The sequence below is a fragment of the Tropicimonas omnivorans genome (assembly GCF_031846565.1).
Taxonomy (GTDB): Bacteria; Pseudomonadota; Alphaproteobacteria; order Rhodobacterales; family Rhodobacteraceae; genus Tropicimonas_B; species Tropicimonas_B omnivorans.
In genome coordinates this window covers 49,661-66,058 of sequence record NZ_JAVRHL010000004.1, presented here as the reverse complement: position 1 = coordinate 66,058, position 16,398 = coordinate 49,661, and the positions used below count along the sequence as shown (strand labels likewise).

The following is a 16,398-nucleotide window of genomic DNA, read 5'->3' as shown; positions in this document are numbered from 1 at the left end:
GAATAAATCTTGACACAAGCCAGACGGCTGTAATGATATTTTCACAAATGGCATGGACGGGACAAGAGAAATGGCCCGAGACGACTGGACAGCGGCACATGTGATCGGCCCCGAACGGCCGGCCGCCCTCGTCGTCGCCTGCGAACACGCCTCCTGCCACGTCCCCCCGGAGTTGTCGGATCTCGGTCTGGATGCCGAGGCCCTGCGGTCCCACATCGCCTGGGATATCGGCGCGGCTCCGGTGGCCCGCCTCTTGGGCGAGCTCTTGGACGCGCCCGTGGTCGAGGGCGCGATCTCTCGCCTCGTCTACGATTGCAACCGCCCGCTCCCGGCGCCCGATGCGATCCCCGAGCGCAGCGAGATCCACGCCGTTCCGGGCAACGCATCCCTCACCGAGGACGCGCGGCGGGAGCGCTTCGACCGGGTCCACGCGCCCTACCACGACGCTCTGGCCGGCACCTGCGCCGCGCAGGAGGAGAAGACGGGACGGAGAGCGACGCTTCTGACGATCCACAGCTTCACGCCGGTCTACAACGGCATGGCGCGCGAGCTGGATCTGGGCTTCCTCCACGATGCCACGCCGGACCTCGCCGAGGCCGCCTGCCGTGCGGAAACGCTGCGCGGCATCTGGCGCGCGGCGCTGAACGAGCCCTACTCGGCGGCGGACGGCGTGACCCATACCCTGAAGCTCCATGGCGAAGAGAAGGGGCGTCCGGCCCTGATGATCGAGATCCGGAACGACCTCATCGCGGACGATGCGTCGGCGGAGCGGATGGCGCGGCATCTGGCGGAGACGCTCAAGGAGCCGCTCGCCCTCGCCGGCGCGGGAGCCGTCCGCGCATGACCCTCCTCCGGCTCTTCGTCGCGGCCGTCGACCGCATGAATTACGGCCTCGGCCGGCTGGTGATGTTCGGCATCTTCGCCCTGATGGGCGTTCTGATGTGGTCCACCGTGTCCAAGGTCTTCTTCTCGCCGTCGCTCTGGACGCTGGAGATGGCGCAATTCATCATGATCGCCTACTTCGTCCTCGGCGGGCCCTACGCGATGCAGATGGGCACCCATGTGCGCATGGACCTGATCTACGGATCGCTCTCGCCGCGCAAAAAGGCCTGGACGGATGCCGTGACCGTTCTCGTGCTGATCGTCTATCTCGGGATCATGCTCTGGGGCGGGATCGACAGTACCCGCTACTCCTTCCAGTACGGCGGCGAACGCAGCCCCTCCGCGTGGCGCCCCTATCTGTGGCCGATCAAGGTCACGATCTGCGTCGGCATCGCGCTGATGCTGCTTCAGGCGCTGAGCGAGCTTGCCAAGGACGTGTTGTTCCTGCGCACCGGACGCCCCCTCAGACACCAGGACGAGGAGCCGGGCGATGCCCTATGAGCTGATCGCCGCCCTCATGTTCTCCACGATGATGCTGATGCTCTTCACCGGGCAGCGCGTCTTCGGCGCCATCGGCTTCGTCGCCGTCATCGCGGCGGTGCTCCTCTGGGGCGACCGGGGCGGCTACGACCTCGGCTTCTCAGCGATCATCAAGGTGATGCGGTGGTATCCGCTCCTGACGCTGCCGATGTTCATCTTCATGGGCTACGTGCTCTCCGAGTCGAAGATTGCCGACGATCTCTACCGCATGTTCCACGTCTGGACCGGCGGGACACCCGGCGGCCTCGCGATGGGCACGATCGGCCTCATGGTGCTGATCTCCGCGATGAACGGGCTCTCGGTGGCCGGCATGGCCATCGGGGCGACGATCGCCCTGCCGGAGCTTCTGAAACGCAACTACGACAAGCTGATGGTCACGGGGGTCATCCAGGCGGGCTCATCCCTGGGGATCCTCGTGCCGCCGTCCGTCGTCCTCGTCCTCTACGCGATGATCGCGCGGCAGCCGGTGGGTCAGCTCTGGCTCGCCGGCGCCGTTCCGGGACTGATGATGGCGGCGCTCTTCATCTTCTACATCTGGATCCGCTGCCGCATCACACCGGAGCTCGGCCCCACGCTGACCGAGGCGGAGCTGGCGGAGATCACGCGGGAGGAGAAGATCCGCCTCCTCTGGGCCGGTCTCCTGCCCGTCGCGATCTTCGCGGTGATGATGGTGCCTTTCGTCAACGGCTGGACCAGCCTCGTCGAGAGTTCCGCCATCGGCGCCATCGCCGCCTTCGTCGCCGCGGTTCTCAAGCGCCGGATGACCTGGGCCGTCTTCGAGACGACGATCCGGCAGACCCTCGGCATCACCTGCATGTTCATGTGGATCATCACCGCCGCCCTCGCCTTCGGCGCCGTGTTCGACGGCCTGGGCGCGGTGCGGGCCATCGAATCGCTGTTCACCGAGCAGCTGGGCCTGAACCCGTGGATGATCCTCATCCTGATGCAGCTCAGCTTTCTCGTCATGGGCACGTTCCTCGACGACACGGCGATGCTGGTCATCGTGGCGCCGCTCTACGTGCCGCTCGTGGGCGAACTCGGCTTCGATCTGGTGTGGTACGGCGTGCTCTACACGATCACCTGCCAGATCGCCTACATGACGCCGCCCTTCGGCTACAATCTCTTCCTGATGCGCGCGATGGCCCCTCCCGAGATCGGCCTGCGGGACATCTACCGCTCCATCGTGCCCTTCGTCTTCGTCATGATCCTCGCGCTCGCGCTGGTGATGATCTTCCCAGAAATCGCTCTGTGGCTGCCGACCAAGGTGTACGGTCTCTGAGCGACCAGACAGAGCCGGGAGAACCGGCCGTTCCCCCCCACCAAGGAGATACTTCAGATGACGACCACGAGACGCAAGTTCCTCCAGACCGCGGCCGTTGCCGGCCCCGCGACCCTCGCCGCACCCTCTATCGCGCGGGCGCAGGAGCCGATCCGCTGGCGCTTCCAGACCTATGCCGGTGCCGCCCTCGGCGAGCAGGTCACGAAGCCCATCATCGACTACATCAATGCCGCCTCGAACGGCGAGATGGAGATCGAGCTGTTCTATGCCGACCAGATCGTGCCCACGGGCGAACTCTTCCAGGCACTTCAGCGCGGGACGATCGATGCCGTGCACTCCGATGACGACAGCATGGCCTCGCCGACCCCGCTCCGGGTCTTCGGCGGCTACTTCCCGTTCGCGACCAAGCACATCCTCGACGTGCCGGTGCTCTTCAACCAGTATGGTCTGAAGGAGATCTGGGACGAGGAATATTCGAAGGTCGGCGTGAAGTGGCTCTCGGCCGCCGGACAGGATCCCTGCAACTTCAACACGACGCGGGAAATCACGTCGGTCTCCGATCTGGACGGGCTGAAGCTCTACACCTTCCCGACGGCCGGGCGCTTCCTGTCCCGCTTCGGTGTGGTGCCGGTGAACATTCCCTACGAGGACGCCGAGGTTGCCGTTCAGACGGGCGAGCTCGACGGCATGGCGTGGTCCGGCATCACCGAGGATTATACCGTCGGCTGGGCGGACGTGACCGACTACTTCCTGACCAACAACATCTCGGGCGCGTGGATCGGCTCCTTCTTCGTCAACCAGGAGCGGTGGTCGGAACTGCCCGATCATCTTAAGGAGCTGGTCATGGCCGCGATCGAGGCCGGCCACACCTACCGCAACCAGTGGTACTGGGGCGGCGAGGCGCGGCTCAGGGCGACCGGCGAGAAGCTCGAGCTGCGCACCGTTCCGGCCGAGGAATGGGCCGAGGTCGAGAACGCGGCCAAGGAGTTCTGGGACGAGATCGCCGAGGAGGGCGAGGTGCACCAGAAGGTCGTCTCGATCTTCCGCGAGTACAACGACATCATCAACCAGGCCGGCCCTCCCTACACCAACGGCTGAGCCAGAGCATGAGGGGGCGGTCCGGTCAGATCCGGGCCGTCCCTTTCCCCGCGCACGTACCCCCAAGGACCGATCCAGATGCCCGGAAACCTGACATTCGACGCCCTCAAGAAAAAGGCCGAGGCCGGGGAGATCGACACCGTCCTCGCCGCCATGGTGGACATGCAGGGGCGCCTGATGGGCAAGCGGTTCCACGTCTCGAACTTCATCGACCATGCCCACGAGGAGACGCATTGCTGCAATTACCTCCTCGCCACCGACCTCGTCATGTCCACGCCGGACGGCTACGCTTCCACGAGCTGGCGGACGGGATACGGCGATTACGTGCTGAAGCCGGACCTCTCGACGCTCCGTCTCGTGCCCTGGCTGGAGGGAACCGCGCTGGTCCTCGGTGACCTGCTCGATCACCACGACCACGCGCCCGTCCCCCATGCCCCGCGGGAGATGCTGAAGGCGCAGGTCGCGCGGCTCGCCGAGATGGGCCTCGATGCCGCGATGGCGACGGAGCTGGAGTTCTTCCTGTTCCAGGGCGACTACCGCACGCTCCAGAAGAGCGGGTATCGCGACCTCGTCCCCTTCAACGGCTTCAACGAGGACTACAACCTCTTCCAGACGACCAAGGAGGAGGCCGTGATGCGGCCCCTGCGAAACCACCTCGTGGCCGCCGGCATCCCGGTGGAGTGCACCAAGGGTGAGGCGGAAATCGGCCAGCAGGAGCTCAACATCCGCTACGCGTCGGCGCTCGACTGCGCGGACCATCACACCATCGCCAAGCAAGCGACGAAGGAGATCGCGTGGCAGAACGGCTGCTCCGCGAGCTTCCTGCCGAAATGGGCGCCGGACAAGGTCGGCTCCTCCAGTCACGTCCACCTGTCGCTCTGGAAAGACGGCGAGGCGGCGTTCTTCGACGAGGCGGACGCCCATGGCATGTCGGAGCTGATGCGCATGTTCGTGGCGGGGCTTCTGGCCTACGCGCGGGACTACACCTTCTTCCTCGCGCCCTACGTCAACAGCTACAAGCGCTTCGCCCCAGGCACCTTCGCGCCGACCAAGGCCGTGTGGTCGGTGGACAACCGCACCGCCGCCTTCCGCCTCTGCGGCGAGGGAACCCGGGGCGTCCGGATCGAGTGCCGCACCGGCGGGTCCGACATGAACCCCTACCTCGCGCAGGCCGCGCTGATCGCGGCCGGCCTCCGCGGCATCGAGGAAAAGCTGACGCTGCCGCGCCCCTACGAGGGGGACGCCTATGCGGAGGACGACGTCGAGGAGATCCCGCGCACCCTGCGCGACGCGATCGAGACCTTGCGGACCTCGACCATGTTGCGCGAAGCCTTTGGCGATGCCGTGGTCGACCACTACGTCCGCTGCGGAACATGGGAACAAGAGGAATACGACCGCGCCGTGACCGATTGGGAGCTCGCGCGCGGGTTCGAGGGAGCCTGACTTATGACGACCAAGCTGACATGCGTCTCACCGATCGACGGATCGATCCTTGCCGAACGGGAGACGCTCTCGCCCGAGGCCGCACGGGACGCCGCTGCCCGTGCCCGCACCGCTCAGACGGACTGGGCGGCGCGGTCCATCGCCGAGCGCGCGGCCCTCGTGCGCGCGGGGATCGAGGCCGTGGGGGAGATGAACGACGAAATCGTCGAGGAGCTGGCGCGGATGATGGGCCGCCCGGTGCGCTACGGCGGCGAGTTCGGCGGCTTCCGTGAGCGCGGCGGCCACATGGCGGACATCGCCGAGGCGGCCCTGGCGGATATCGAGGTGGGGGACGATGACACCTCCCGCCGCTACATCCGCCGCCTGCCCTGGGGGGTCGTCCTCGTCGTCGCGCCCTGGAACTACCCCTGGATGACCGCGATCAATACCGTCGCGCCTGCCCTCATCGCCGGCAACACCGTCCTACTGAAGCACGCCACGCAGACGCTCCTCGTGGGCGAGCGGATGGCACGGGCCTTCCACTCCGTCGGCATCCCGGAGGACGTGTTCCAGAACATCTTCATGGACCACGATACGACCAGCGCCCTCATTTCCGCCCGCGCGGTGGACTTCGTGAACTTCACCGGATCCGTCGGTGGTGGCCAGGCGATGGAGAAGGCGGCTGCGGGGACCTTTACGCCCGTCTCGACCGAGCTCGGCGGCAAGGATCCGGGCTATGTGCGCGAGGATGCCGATCTGGACGCGGCGGTGGACGGGCTGATGGACGGCGCGATGTTCAATGCCGGCCAGTGCTGCTGCGGGATCGAACGCATCTACGTCCACGAAAGCCTCTATGACGCGTTCGTCGAGAAGGCGGTGACCTGGGCCAAGGCTCTGAAGCTCGGCGATCCGCTCGATCCCGAAACGACGATCGGCCCGATGGCGAACGTCCGCTTCGCCCGGACCGTGCGGGAGCAGATCGACAAGGCCGTGGCGGAGGGCGCGACGGCGCATCTCGAGACCTCGCCGGCGGACGATGGCGGCGCCTACCTCACGCCGCAGGTCCTGACCGGCGTCACCCACGACATGGACGTGATGCGGGAGGAGAGCTTCGGTCCCGTCGTCGGCATCATGCCGGTCAAGGACGACGATGAAGCGGTCCGGCTGATGAACGACAGCCGCTTCGGCCTCACCGCCAGCATCTGGACCCGCGACCTGGACCGCGCCGCCGACCTCGGCGACCGGATCGAGACCGGGACCCTATTCATGAACCGCGCCGATTACCTCGACCCCGCCCTCTGCTGGACCGGCTGCAAGGATACCGGCCGCGGCGCGGGCCTCTCCATCCTCGGCATCCAGGCGCTCACCCGCCCCAAATCCTACCACCTGAAGAAGTCGTCCTGATGAGCCCAACCGCCAACTGGTCCTACCCCACCTCGATCCGTTTCGGCGCCGGCCGCATCGCGGAGCTGCCGGGCGCCTGCACGGCCGCCGGGATCACCCGCCCGCTTCTTGTCACCGACAAGGGGCTTGCCGGGCTCGAGATCACCGAGCGCGCGCTGGAGATCCTCGACACGGCAGGCCTCGGGCGTGCGATCTTCTCGGAGGTCGATCCGAACCCGAACGAGAAGAACCTCGCGGCAGGCGTGAAGGCCTACCGCGACGGCGGCCATGACGGCGTCATCGCCTTCGGCGGCGGCTCCGGCCTCGACCTTGGCAAGATGGTCGCCTTCATGGCCGGCCAGACCCGGCCCGTCTGGGATTTCGAGGATATCGGCGATTGGTGGACCCGCGCCGACGCGGACGCCATCGCGCCCAACATCGCCGTTCCCACCACCGCCGGGACCGGCTCGGAGGTCGGCCGCGCCAGCGTCATCACCAATTCGGCGACGCACGAGAAGAAGATCATCTTCCACCCCAAGGTGCTGCCGGCCATCGTGATCGCGGACCCCGAGCTGACCGTCGGAATGCCGAAGGCGATCACCGCCGGGACCGGCCTGGACGCCTTCGCCCATTGCGTGGAGGCCTTCTCCTCACCGCATTACCACCCGATGAGCCATGGCATCGCGCTCGAGGGGATGCGGCTCGTGATCGAGAACCTGCCGCGTGCCTACGACACGCCGGGCGACATCGAGGCGCGGGCGAACATGATGTCCGCCGCCGCGATGGGGGCCACGGCCTTCCAGAAGGGCCTCGGCGCGATCCATGCGATGAGCCATCCCGTCGGCGCCATCTGGGGCACCCACCACGGCACCACGAATGCCGTCTGCATGCCCGCCGTTCTGGAGTTGAACGCCCCGGTCATTGCCGAACGCTTCGACCGCGCCGCGGGATATCTCGGGATCGACGGCGGCTTCGACGGGTTCCGCAAGTTCGTGGACGACTTCAACGCGCGCTTTGCCATTCCGGGGAAGCTGAGCGACCTCGGCGCGACGGGCGACCGTATCGACGATCTCGTCGCGATGGCCCTCCGCGATCCGTCCTGCGGAGGCAACCCGGTGGAACTGACGGAGGCAAACATGCGGGCGCTGTTCGAGGCGGCGATCTGACACCGCCCCGGGACGGGAGCGACGCTCTGTTCGAACCGCGCATCTGCCCCGGCCGGAGACCATGCACCAAACGAAAGGAGCGCCGCCCCCTCGGGCGGCGCTCCTTTATTCCAGCACTCCCGCGCGTTCACTCGGCGGCAGTGGCGAGCCTTGGCTCGGAGGACGCCGCCTCTGCCCGCGCCTCGGCCTCCCGCACCTGTCGGCGTCCGAAGAGGCTCATCACCACCACGAAGAAGAGCGGCACGAGAAGCACGCCGAAGATCGTGGAGGACAGCGTGCCGCCCAGAACGCCCGCGCCGATGGCGTTGCGGCCCCCGGCGCCGGCCCCGGTGCTGATCACCAGCGGCAGCACGCCGAGCGAGAAGGCCATGGAGGTCATGATGATCGGCCGGAACCTCTGGACCGAGGCTTCCCGGGTCGCGACCATCAGGGTCTCGCCGCCGTTCATCCTCTCGCGCGCGAACTCGACGATCAGGATCGCGTTCTTGCCGGTCAGGCCGATGACCGTCAGGAGGCCGACCTGGAAGAAGACGCCGTTCTCGTACCCTCCGAGCCATGCGCCGATGAGCGCCCCCAGAACGCCGATGGGCATCGCGAGCATGACGGCGAAGGGGATGGTCCAGCTCTCGTAGAGCGCGGCAAGGGACAGGAACACCGCCGCCAGCGACAGCGCGTAGAGCAGCGGGGCCTGGCTGCCCGATTCCTGCTCCTCGAGCGAAAGGCCGGTGAAGGCGACCTCGAAGCCGGGAAGCTGTTCCGCCAGGCGCTCGATCTCCGCCAGCGCCTCGCCGGAGGTCACGCCGGGCGCGGGATCCCCCTGAAGCTGCATCGCCGGGAAACCGTCGTAACGATAGACGCCTTGCGGACCCTGCTGCCAGTTGCCCTCGGCGAAGTTGCCGAAGGGCACGAGGCCGCCCGACGAATTGCGCACCCGCCACTGGTCGAGGTCCGACGGCGTTGCCCGCGAGTCCGCCCGGCCCTGCACGTAGACACGCTTGATCCGGCCGGCATCGACGAAATCGTTCACGTAGCGCCCAGCCCAGGCGACGGAGAGCAGATTGCTGACGTCGCTCGCGGAGAGGCCCATCGCGCCGGCCTTGCGCCAGTCGATGTCGAGGTTGAACTGGGCGGCATCCTCCAGTCCGTTCGGCCGCGCGGAGGCGATCATCGGACTTTGCGCAAGGAGGCCAAGCATGCCGTTGCGGGCCTGCAGAAGCTCGTCATGGGTCTGCCCGCCACGCGCCTGGAGGTAGAAGTCGAAGCCCGAGGCGTTGCCGAGCTCGGGAATCGCCGGCGGTACGATCGGGAAGACCATGGCGTCGTTGATCTGGCTGAACGCCCCGAAGGCGCGCCCCGCGATGGCCTGTGCGCTCTGGGCCGGCGAGGGACGCTCCTCCCAGTCCTTCAGCCGCACGAAGGCGAGCGCCATGTTCTGGCCCTGCCCGCCGAAGCCGAAGCCCGCCACGCCGAAGACGGACTGCACGTTCTCGCCTTCGTTCTGAAGATAGTGGTCCTCGATCTGGCCGACGACGTCGAGCGTGCGGTCCAGCGTCGCCCCGGTGGGAAGCTGCACGATGGTGAAGAGGACGCCCTGGTCTTCCTCGGGCAGGAACCCCGTCGGGGTCCGCAGGAACATCAGGACCATCGCGACCGCGATGCCGACATAGGCCAGGCCCGAGATGATGCGATGCCGCGTGATCCAGCCCACCATGCTGCCGTATCCGCGCATGACGCCGTTGAACCCCTTGTTGAACCAGCCGAAGGGCCCGCGTTTCGCGGCGCCGTGACCGGGTTTCAGAAGGGTGGCGCAGAGCGCCGGGGTCAGGGTCAGCGCGACGACCACGGACAACACCATGGCGGACACGATCGTGATCGCGAATTGCTGGTAGATGACGCCGGTCGAGCCGCCGAAGAACGCCATCGGCACGAACACCGCCGACAGGACCATCGCGATCCCGATCAGCGCACCGGTGATCTGGCCCATCGACTTGCGCGTGGCCTCGCGGGGGGAGAGCCCCTCCTCTTCCATGACCCGCTCGACATTCTCGACCACGACGATCGCATCGTCGACGAGAAGGCCGATCGCGAGCACGAGGGCCAGCATCGTCAGCGTGTTGATGCTGTATCCGGCCACGGCGAGGATGCCGAACGTGCCGAGGATGACGACCGGCACGGCCAGCGTCGGAATGAGGGTGGCGCGCAGGTTCTGAAGGAAGAGGAGCATCACGAAGAAGACGAGGACGATGGCCTCGACCAGCGTGTGGACCACCTCCTCGATGGAGATCTCGACGAACGGCGTCGTATCGAAGGGGATGACGTAGTCCATGCCCTCGGGGAAGAACTCGGCGAACTCTTCCATCCGCTCCTTGACGGCCTCGGACACGTCGAGGGCATTGGCCCCGGGCGCAAGGCTGACGGCCATGCCCGCCGAGGGCTGCCCGTTGTAGCGGGATTCGAAGGCGTAGCTTTCCGAGCCGATCGCCACCTCCGCGACATCGTCGAGAAGCACGAGGCCGCCGTTCACATTTGAGCGCAGCACGATCTGCCGGAAATCCTCCGGCGTGCTCAGGAGCGACTGCGCCGTGATCGTGGCGTTGAGCATCTGCCCTTCGGGTGCGGGACGGGTGCCGAAGGCGCCGGCGGAGATCTGCGAGTTTTCGGCGCTGACCGCCGCGACGACATCGCTCGGCGTCAGCTCGAAGGCTGCGAGCTTGGCGGGATCGAGCCAGATCCGCATGGCATATTGCCCGCCGAAGACCTGCACGCTGCCGACCCCCTCGATGCGGCTCAGCTCGTCCACGAGGTTGGTCGAGAGGTAATCGCCGAGATCCGCCTGGTCGAACGTGCCGTCCTCCGAGATGAGCGACAGGACCATGAGGAAACCGGCGGACGATTTCTGCACCCGGACACCCTGCCGCTGCACCGGTTCCGGCAGGAGCGGCGTCGCCTGGCTTAGCTTGTTCTGCACCTGCACCTGCGCGATGTCCGGGTCGGTGCCCGTTTCGAAGGTCAGGGACACGCTCGTCGTGCCGGCGGAGGAGGAGTTCGAGGAGATGTAGCGCAGCCCGTCCAGCCCGGTCATCTGCTGTTCGATGACCTGCGTCACCGTGTTGGCCACGGTCTGCGCCGAGGCGCCTGGATAGGACGCCGAGACACTGACGCTCGGGGGCGCGATCTGGGGATACTGGGCGATGGGAAGGGTCGTCACCGCAAGGAACCCGATCCCCATGATGAGGATCGAGATCACCCAGGCGAAGACGGGACGGTCGATGAAGAAGCGGGACATGTTATTCGCTTTCGTCGCCGGAGGCTTCGGGATCGTCGCTGCCCGCGGCGGCACCGGGAGCGGCATCGGACTCGGCGTCCGCGGGCGCCACATCAAGGTCGGGCGCCCCTGCGGGCGCGGCCTCGGCGCCTTGCGAAGGCGCCGCTTCCTCGTCCGCGGCGTCGCCCTCGGCGGCTGCTTCCGCGGCGTCGCCCACAGGGGCTTCACTCGCAGGGGCTTCGCCGTCCGGGGCCTCGTCGCCGGCGCCGGCCGTGCCGTCCTCAGCGCCGCGCTCCTGCGGCGTGACGGTCCCGCCGGGCGCGGTGTTCTGGGAGCCCGCGACGATCACCCGGTCGCCGGAAGCCAGTCCGCCCGTGACCACCCAGTCCGAACCGAGATCCTGCAGGATCGTCAGGGGGCGCTGCTCGACCGTGTTCTCGTCGTTCACGACGAGCGCGAGCGGGTTGCCGCGACGGTCCCGCGTGACGCCTTCCTGCGGGACGAGGAACACGTCCTCGGCGGTGGCGGTGGGCATCTCGACCTGAACGTACATCCCGGGCAGGAGCAGACCGTCCGGATTGTCGAAGGACATGCGCAGGACGATCACGCCCGTCTGCTCGTCCACATGGGGCTCGGCAGCGCGCAGGGTGCCCGACTGGTCGAAGGAGCTGCCGTCGGCGAGCGTCAGCGTGGCCTCCTGGCCGGTTCCGGGAGTGCCGCCCTGCGCCGCATCGCGCCGCCAGTTAATGAGATCCGCCGCGGACTGGGTCACGTCAACATCGACCGGATCGAGTTTGCGGATCGTGGTCAGCGGGTTCGCCTGGCTGCCGGTGACGAGTTCGCCGACGCTCGCAAGGGAGAAGCCCACCTCGCCGGCGATCCGGGCGCGTACATCCGTGCGGTCGAGGTCGATGCGCGCGGAGCTGAGCTGCGCCTCCGCCATCTTGAGCTGGGCGATTGCGCCGTCCCGGGTGGAGACCGCCGCGTCCTCGTTCGACTGGCTGGAAATCCCTCGTTCGGACAGCGTCTGCATCCGGTCCGCCTCTCGCTCGGCGGCCCTGAGCTGAGCTTCCGCCTGGGCTACGGAGGCCTCGGCCGAGGCGAGCGCCGCTTCGTAGGTCGCGCGGTCGATCCGGTAGAGCACGTCCCCCTCTTCGACATGCGTCCCTTCCTCGAACAGCCGCTCGATGATGATGCCGCTCACCTGAGGCCTGACCTCCGCCTGCGCCGAGGCGCGGACGCGGCCCGGAAGCGTCGAGGTGAGGACCACGTCTTGGGCCTGCATCGTCTCGACGGTGACGACGGCGGGCGGGCGCCCCTCCTGCGCCGGGGCCGCGGCGGCGGTGACCGCGAGAAACAGGACGAGGGCCGATCGCGCGAACAGTGCCGGACGGGACATGGAGAAGCTCCTGTTGAACGAGATGAAGCGGAGCAGACCTTGCCGCCCAGACAGCGGCTCATTACAAAACCGTGGAGTTTTGTAAATGCCGCATCCGCGCAGCTATGGTGCATTGCTGCACGGCGGCATCAGGGGAGGAGAAAAATTGAGCGAGGACGCCAGCATTCGCCGCAGACGTGGGCGACCGGTGGTCCTGTCGGCCGAGGACAGGCGCGATATCGTCCTCGGCGCCGTGGGCGAGGTCTTCGAGACGAGCGGCATGGACGGGCTGACGATGACGGCGGTCGCCGCCCGCGCGGGCATGTCGAAACGCACGCTCTACGATCTCTTCCGCAGCCAGGACGAGCTGATCTCGGCCTATCTCGATCGCCTCCGGAACGTCTTCCTGCGCCCCCTGTCGCCCGGCGATACGGACCTGCCGCTCGAGGAGCGGCTGCGCAGGATGCTGGAGCCGCGTCCGGAATTCCCGCTCTCCGGCCTGCCGCTCGAGGTCCTGCGCGCCGGGATCGCGAATGCGGGATCCGAATCTCCCCTTGCCCGCCTGTGTTCGGAGCGCGGCCCCGAGGCCGTCCGCCGCATGATCCGCACCGAACTCGACCGGGCCGTGGCGCGCGGCGAGATCCCGCGGATGGATACCCACGCCGCCGCGTCGCTCCTGAGGGACATGGTCCAGGTGTCCGCCGTCGAGATGCTGCTCGACCGGTGCCGCCTGCCCGATCTTCCGCAACTCCGCGCACGGTTCGACCTGGGCCTGCGGGTCTTCCTGGCCGGCATCAGGGACGAGGGCGGGGCGGACGCCTGACATGCCCGCCCTTGCGACCGGTGGGGCCGGGCCTGCCGTCCTCAGCTCGCCGTCCCCGGCCACCGCCCTTGCAACCGCACCGCGGGACTGCGCTATTTAGGCTGACCGCCGCTCATCATGGAACTTCCGACATGACCGACCCCGCTGACCGTGCCGCCCTGCGCGACCGGGCCATGGCTCTCTACGACAGCGCCATCGACGCCGCCCGGCCGGATCTCGCGGTCAGCGCGGCGCTGGGTGCGAGCCCGGTCGAGTTGCCTGCGGGCGGCGCCTGCCACGTGATCGCCGTCGGCAAGGCCGCGGGACCGATGATGCGCGCAGCGCTGGACAAGCTGCCGGCCGGGGCGCCGGGCGAGCGCCTGATCGTCACGAACTACGAGAACGACACCGAGATCGCGGGCGTTCGGGTCTTCCTCGCGGGCCATCCCGTTCCCGATGAGGCGGGGCTGGCGGCGGCGCTCGACGTCGAACGGATCGCGAAGGGCGCCGGACGGGACGACGTCGTTCTGTGCCTCATCAGCGGCGGCGGCTCAGCGCTTCTCCCCGCGCCGGTGGAGGGGATCGGGCTGCCTGAGAAGGCGGAGGTGAACCGCCTCCTTCTGGGATGCGGCGCGGATATCCGGCAGACCAATCTCGTGCGCCAGTGCCTCTCCCGGCTCAAGGGCGGCGGGCTTGCGGCCCTGGCGGCGCCCGCGTCCACCCGAAGCCTGATCCTCTCGGACGTCATCGGAGACGACCTTCGCGTGGTGGCCAGCGGTCCGACCGTCGCCCCCATCGGAACACCGGCCGAAGCCATCGAGACGCTGAAGGCCCTCGGCATCTGGGCGTCCGTGCCCTCGTCCGTGAAAGACGTCCTGCGCTCCGGGACTCGCCCTGCTCCGGCGTCCGCAAACGAGGTGCAGCTCATCGGCAGCAACCGGATGAGCCTTCTTGCCATGCGGGAGGCGGCGGACGGGAAGGCCGACATCGTGTCGGAAGAGCTGATCGGGCCGGTGGAGGACGCGGCGACGTTCATCGTCGACGCGCATCTGGCCTCCCCCGCCGCGCCCGTGCTGATCTTCGGCGGGGAGACGACGGTCAGGCTACGCGGCCGCGGTCTCGGCGGGCGCAACCAGGAACTTGCCCTCCGCGTCGCACTCGAGGCGAAGCGGCGCGGCGTCGCCGGCCCTTGGGCCTTCCTCAGCGGCGGCACGGACGGACGTGACGGACCGACCGACGCCGCGGGCGCCTGTGTGGACGACGAAACGCTGGACCGGCTCCTTGCGGCGGGGCTGGAGGCGGAAACGTTCCTCGGCAGGAGCGACAGCTACCATGCCCTCGAGGCCTCGGGCGATCTGATCCCGCAGCGGCCCACCGGAACGAACGTGGCGGACGTGCAGGTCTTTATTGCCGGCCTGCGCCCCGCTTGAACGGGCCGCCCCTCTTCCGCAAAATCGGATGTCTTCTCTCTTCGGCCCATGGCCGGAGGAATGTTCTCGCCGGAACGCCGTGCGGCTACAGTCCGAGCGCCTGTTCGAGGAAACCCCTCGTGTCTTTCGCCTCCACGTCTCCACGCTCGCGGAACTTGAGGTGGCGCCGGCTCTTGCCCTTGCCTTCAAGATGACCGTCCGGGTCGCGGAAGGAGGCGCCGTGCGAGAACTCCAACGAGACATGCCCGGCGTAGGCGAAGATGCCGCCGATGAAGTCGTCGCTGTCAGGATCGGGGAGGATCACGTCGCCGCCGTATTTCGGTGCGTAGCGAGCGTCGGGCGCGATGTCCTCGATGAGGAGGCGGATCGTCTCGTCGATCGCGTCCACTTCGGGCCTGCTCAGCGCGGTCATGCAATCAGTCTTCCGTCCAGACGGCGAGCTTCACACCGCCCGGAGCGGTGAAATGGAAGCGCCGCCCGCCGGGGAACTCGAAGATACCTTGCGTGATCTCCGCCCCCGCCTCGCGGACCTTCCGGAGCGACCCGTCCAGATCGTCCGTCTTCAGGATCACGAGCGGCGGACCGGCTCCCTCGTCGTGGACGCCGCCGCCCAGTCCGGCCCCCGAGATGTCCCGGTAGTGGTCGCCGTACTCCGTGAACGTCCACCCGAACACGTCGCCGAAGAACGCTTGCGTCGCTGGCAGGTCCGACGAGCCGAACTCCACGTAGTCGATCTTCAGCGTGTCGTCGCTGGATGCGCCCGCCATGTTCACCCCTTCCACCATCTCATGAGATCGAGATCCTACAAGGTCGTGCGTCGCGGCAACACCCTCCGCCGTCGTCTCTCGCGGAAGTCGATCGACATACGCGTCGAGCGTCTCGGCGGACCATGTTCGTTGCAAACCGCCCCCGATCGCTTGCGATGCTGGGGTATAAGTAATTGATTTTTATGGCGCAATTTTCATGCTGGCGGTCCCACGAGGACTCGAACCCCGAACCTGCCGATTAGAAGTCGGCTGCTCTATCCAGTTGAGCTATGGGACCGCTCGTGCCGCTTTTCTCCCAAACGGGGCGGGCGCCGCAAGGGCGAAGCGTGATCGATCACGTTGGAACGCCCCGCCCCTCGCCTTGTTGACCTTGCGAGAAAACACGGAGGACTTCCCATGCGTACACTCGCGACAGCCGCCGGCATCGCCCTTCTGGCCACCGGTCCCACTTTCGCGCAGGACAGTGGCGACGAGCTGACTGAACGCGCCATCGCCGCCGCCGAAGTGATGAACCAGGACGGGGAGAATATCGGCTCCGTCTACGTTCAGGAAACCGAGTCGGACATCGCCCACGTCACCATCGCCCTGACATCCATCCCGGAAGGCGTCCACGGCGTGCATTTCCACGAGACCGGGGATTGCTCGGCGGATGACTTCAGTTCGGCCGGTGGACATATCGCGGGGGATGCCGAGCATGGCGTGCGCTCCGCGGGTGGTCCGCATCCGGGCGATATGCCCAATGTCACGGTCCAGTCGAACGGCATCGTGAACGTCGAGTACTTCAATGAGCGGCTGGACGTCATGGAGCACCTCATGGACGACGATGGTGCTGCCTTCATCGTCCATTCCGGGCCCGACGACTATGTCAGCCAGCCGAGCGGCGACGCCGGCAACCGCATCGCCTGCGGCGTGATCGAAGCGGCGACCGTGGAAGACATGCCCGCCGAATGACGAAAGAGGGGTGCGCCGCTGACCGCCGGTCGCGG

General features: G+C 67.4%; 14 protein-coding genes and 1 tRNA gene. 10 read left to right on the top strand and 5 right to left on the bottom strand.

Features of this window, described 5'->3' with window-relative positions:
• The first annotated feature begins 70 nt into the window (after positions 1-70).
• The 7 genes from RM543_RS16165 to RM543_RS16135 all read left to right on the top strand — a co-directional run bounded on the left by RM543_RS16165 (position 71) and on the right by RM543_RS16135 (position 7,770).
• Entirely contained in the window at positions 71-844 is a 774-nt protein-coding gene (locus RM543_RS16165) for an N-formylglutamate amidohydrolase (protein WP_311693504.1), read from the top strand.
• Positions 841-1,383: a TRAP transporter small permease subunit gene (locus RM543_RS16160; RefSeq protein WP_311693502.1), complete on the top strand. Its 543-nt coding sequence runs from the start codon at positions 841-843 to the stop codon at positions 1,381-1,383. The genes RM543_RS16165 and RM543_RS16160 overlap by 4 nt, the downstream gene beginning before the upstream one ends.
• Positions 1,373-2,701, top strand: coding sequence for a TRAP transporter large permease (locus RM543_RS16155; RefSeq protein WP_311693500.1), 1,329 nt, complete (start codon positions 1,373-1,375; stop codon positions 2,699-2,701). Before RM543_RS16160 ends, RM543_RS16155 begins: the two co-directional genes overlap by 11 nt.
• Before the next feature lie 57 nt (positions 2,702-2,758).
• Complete coding sequence (locus RM543_RS16150) at positions 2,759-3,799, top strand: TRAP transporter substrate-binding protein (RefSeq protein WP_311693498.1); 1,041 nt, start codon at positions 2,759-2,761, stop codon at positions 3,797-3,799.
• A gap of 78 nt (positions 3,800-3,877) precedes the next feature.
• Entirely contained in the window at positions 3,878-5,242 is a 1,365-nt protein-coding gene (locus RM543_RS16145) for a glutamine synthetase family protein (RefSeq protein WP_311693497.1), read from the top strand.
• A 3-nt stretch (positions 5,243-5,245) separates the two neighbouring features.
• Positions 5,246-6,625 (top strand): aldehyde dehydrogenase family protein, encoded by a 1,380-nt coding sequence (locus RM543_RS16140; protein ID WP_311693496.1) that lies wholly within the window; start codon positions 5,246-5,248, stop codon positions 6,623-6,625.
• Positions 6,625-7,770 (top strand): iron-containing alcohol dehydrogenase, encoded by a 1,146-nt coding sequence (locus RM543_RS16135; protein WP_311693494.1) that lies wholly within the window; start codon positions 6,625-6,627, stop codon positions 7,768-7,770. Before RM543_RS16140 ends, RM543_RS16135 begins: the two co-directional genes overlap by 1 nt.
• Positions 7,771-7,897: 127 nt before the next feature.
• On the opposite strand, the gene RM543_RS16130 is transcribed toward RM543_RS16135, so the two are convergent.
• Complete coding sequence (locus RM543_RS16130; RefSeq protein ID WP_311693492.1) at positions 7,898-11,056, bottom strand: efflux RND transporter permease subunit; 3,159 nt, start codon at positions 11,054-11,056, stop codon at positions 7,898-7,900.
• Between the two features lies 1 nt (position 11,057).
• Positions 11,058-12,434, bottom strand: a complete 1,377-nt coding sequence (locus tag RM543_RS16125) for an efflux RND transporter periplasmic adaptor subunit (protein WP_311693490.1) — start codon at positions 12,432-12,434, stop codon at positions 11,058-11,060.
• Positions 12,435-12,579: 145 nt separating this feature from the next.
• Here RM543_RS16125 and RM543_RS16120 point away from each other — a divergent pair, with 145 nt between their 5' ends.
• Positions 12,580-13,236: a TetR/AcrR family transcriptional regulator gene (locus RM543_RS16120; protein ID WP_311693488.1), complete on the top strand. Its 657-nt coding sequence runs from the start codon at positions 12,580-12,582 to the stop codon at positions 13,234-13,236.
• 131 nt (positions 13,237-13,367) lie between these two features.
• Entirely contained in the window at positions 13,368-14,645 is a 1,278-nt protein-coding gene (locus tag RM543_RS16115) for a glycerate kinase type-2 family protein (RefSeq protein ID WP_311693486.1), read from the top strand.
• 85 nt (positions 14,646-14,730) lie between these two features.
• Here the strand turns inward: RM543_RS16115 and RM543_RS16110 are convergent, their stop codons facing one another.
• The 3 genes from RM543_RS16110 to RM543_RS16100 all read right to left on the bottom strand — a co-directional run bounded on the left by RM543_RS16110 (position 14,731) and on the right by RM543_RS16100 (position 15,689).
• A complete protein-coding gene (locus RM543_RS16110; RefSeq protein ID WP_311693483.1) occupies positions 14,731-15,057 on the bottom strand; it encodes a DUF1801 domain-containing protein in 327 nt (108 codons plus the stop codon).
• A 4-nt stretch (positions 15,058-15,061) separates the two neighbouring features.
• A complete protein-coding gene (locus RM543_RS16105; protein WP_311693481.1) occupies positions 15,062-15,412 on the bottom strand; it encodes a VOC family protein in 351 nt (116 codons plus the stop codon).
• 200 nt (positions 15,413-15,612) lie between these two features.
• Positions 15,613-15,689: transfer RNA gene (locus tag RM543_RS16100), tRNA-Arg, on the bottom strand.
• Between the two features lie 119 nt (positions 15,690-15,808).
• Between RM543_RS16100 and RM543_RS16095 the strand changes: the two genes are divergently transcribed.
• Positions 15,809-16,363: a superoxide dismutase family protein gene (locus tag RM543_RS16095; protein WP_311693479.1), complete on the top strand. Its 555-nt coding sequence runs from the start codon at positions 15,809-15,811 to the stop codon at positions 16,361-16,363.
• Positions 16,364-16,398 lie beyond the last annotated feature (35 nt).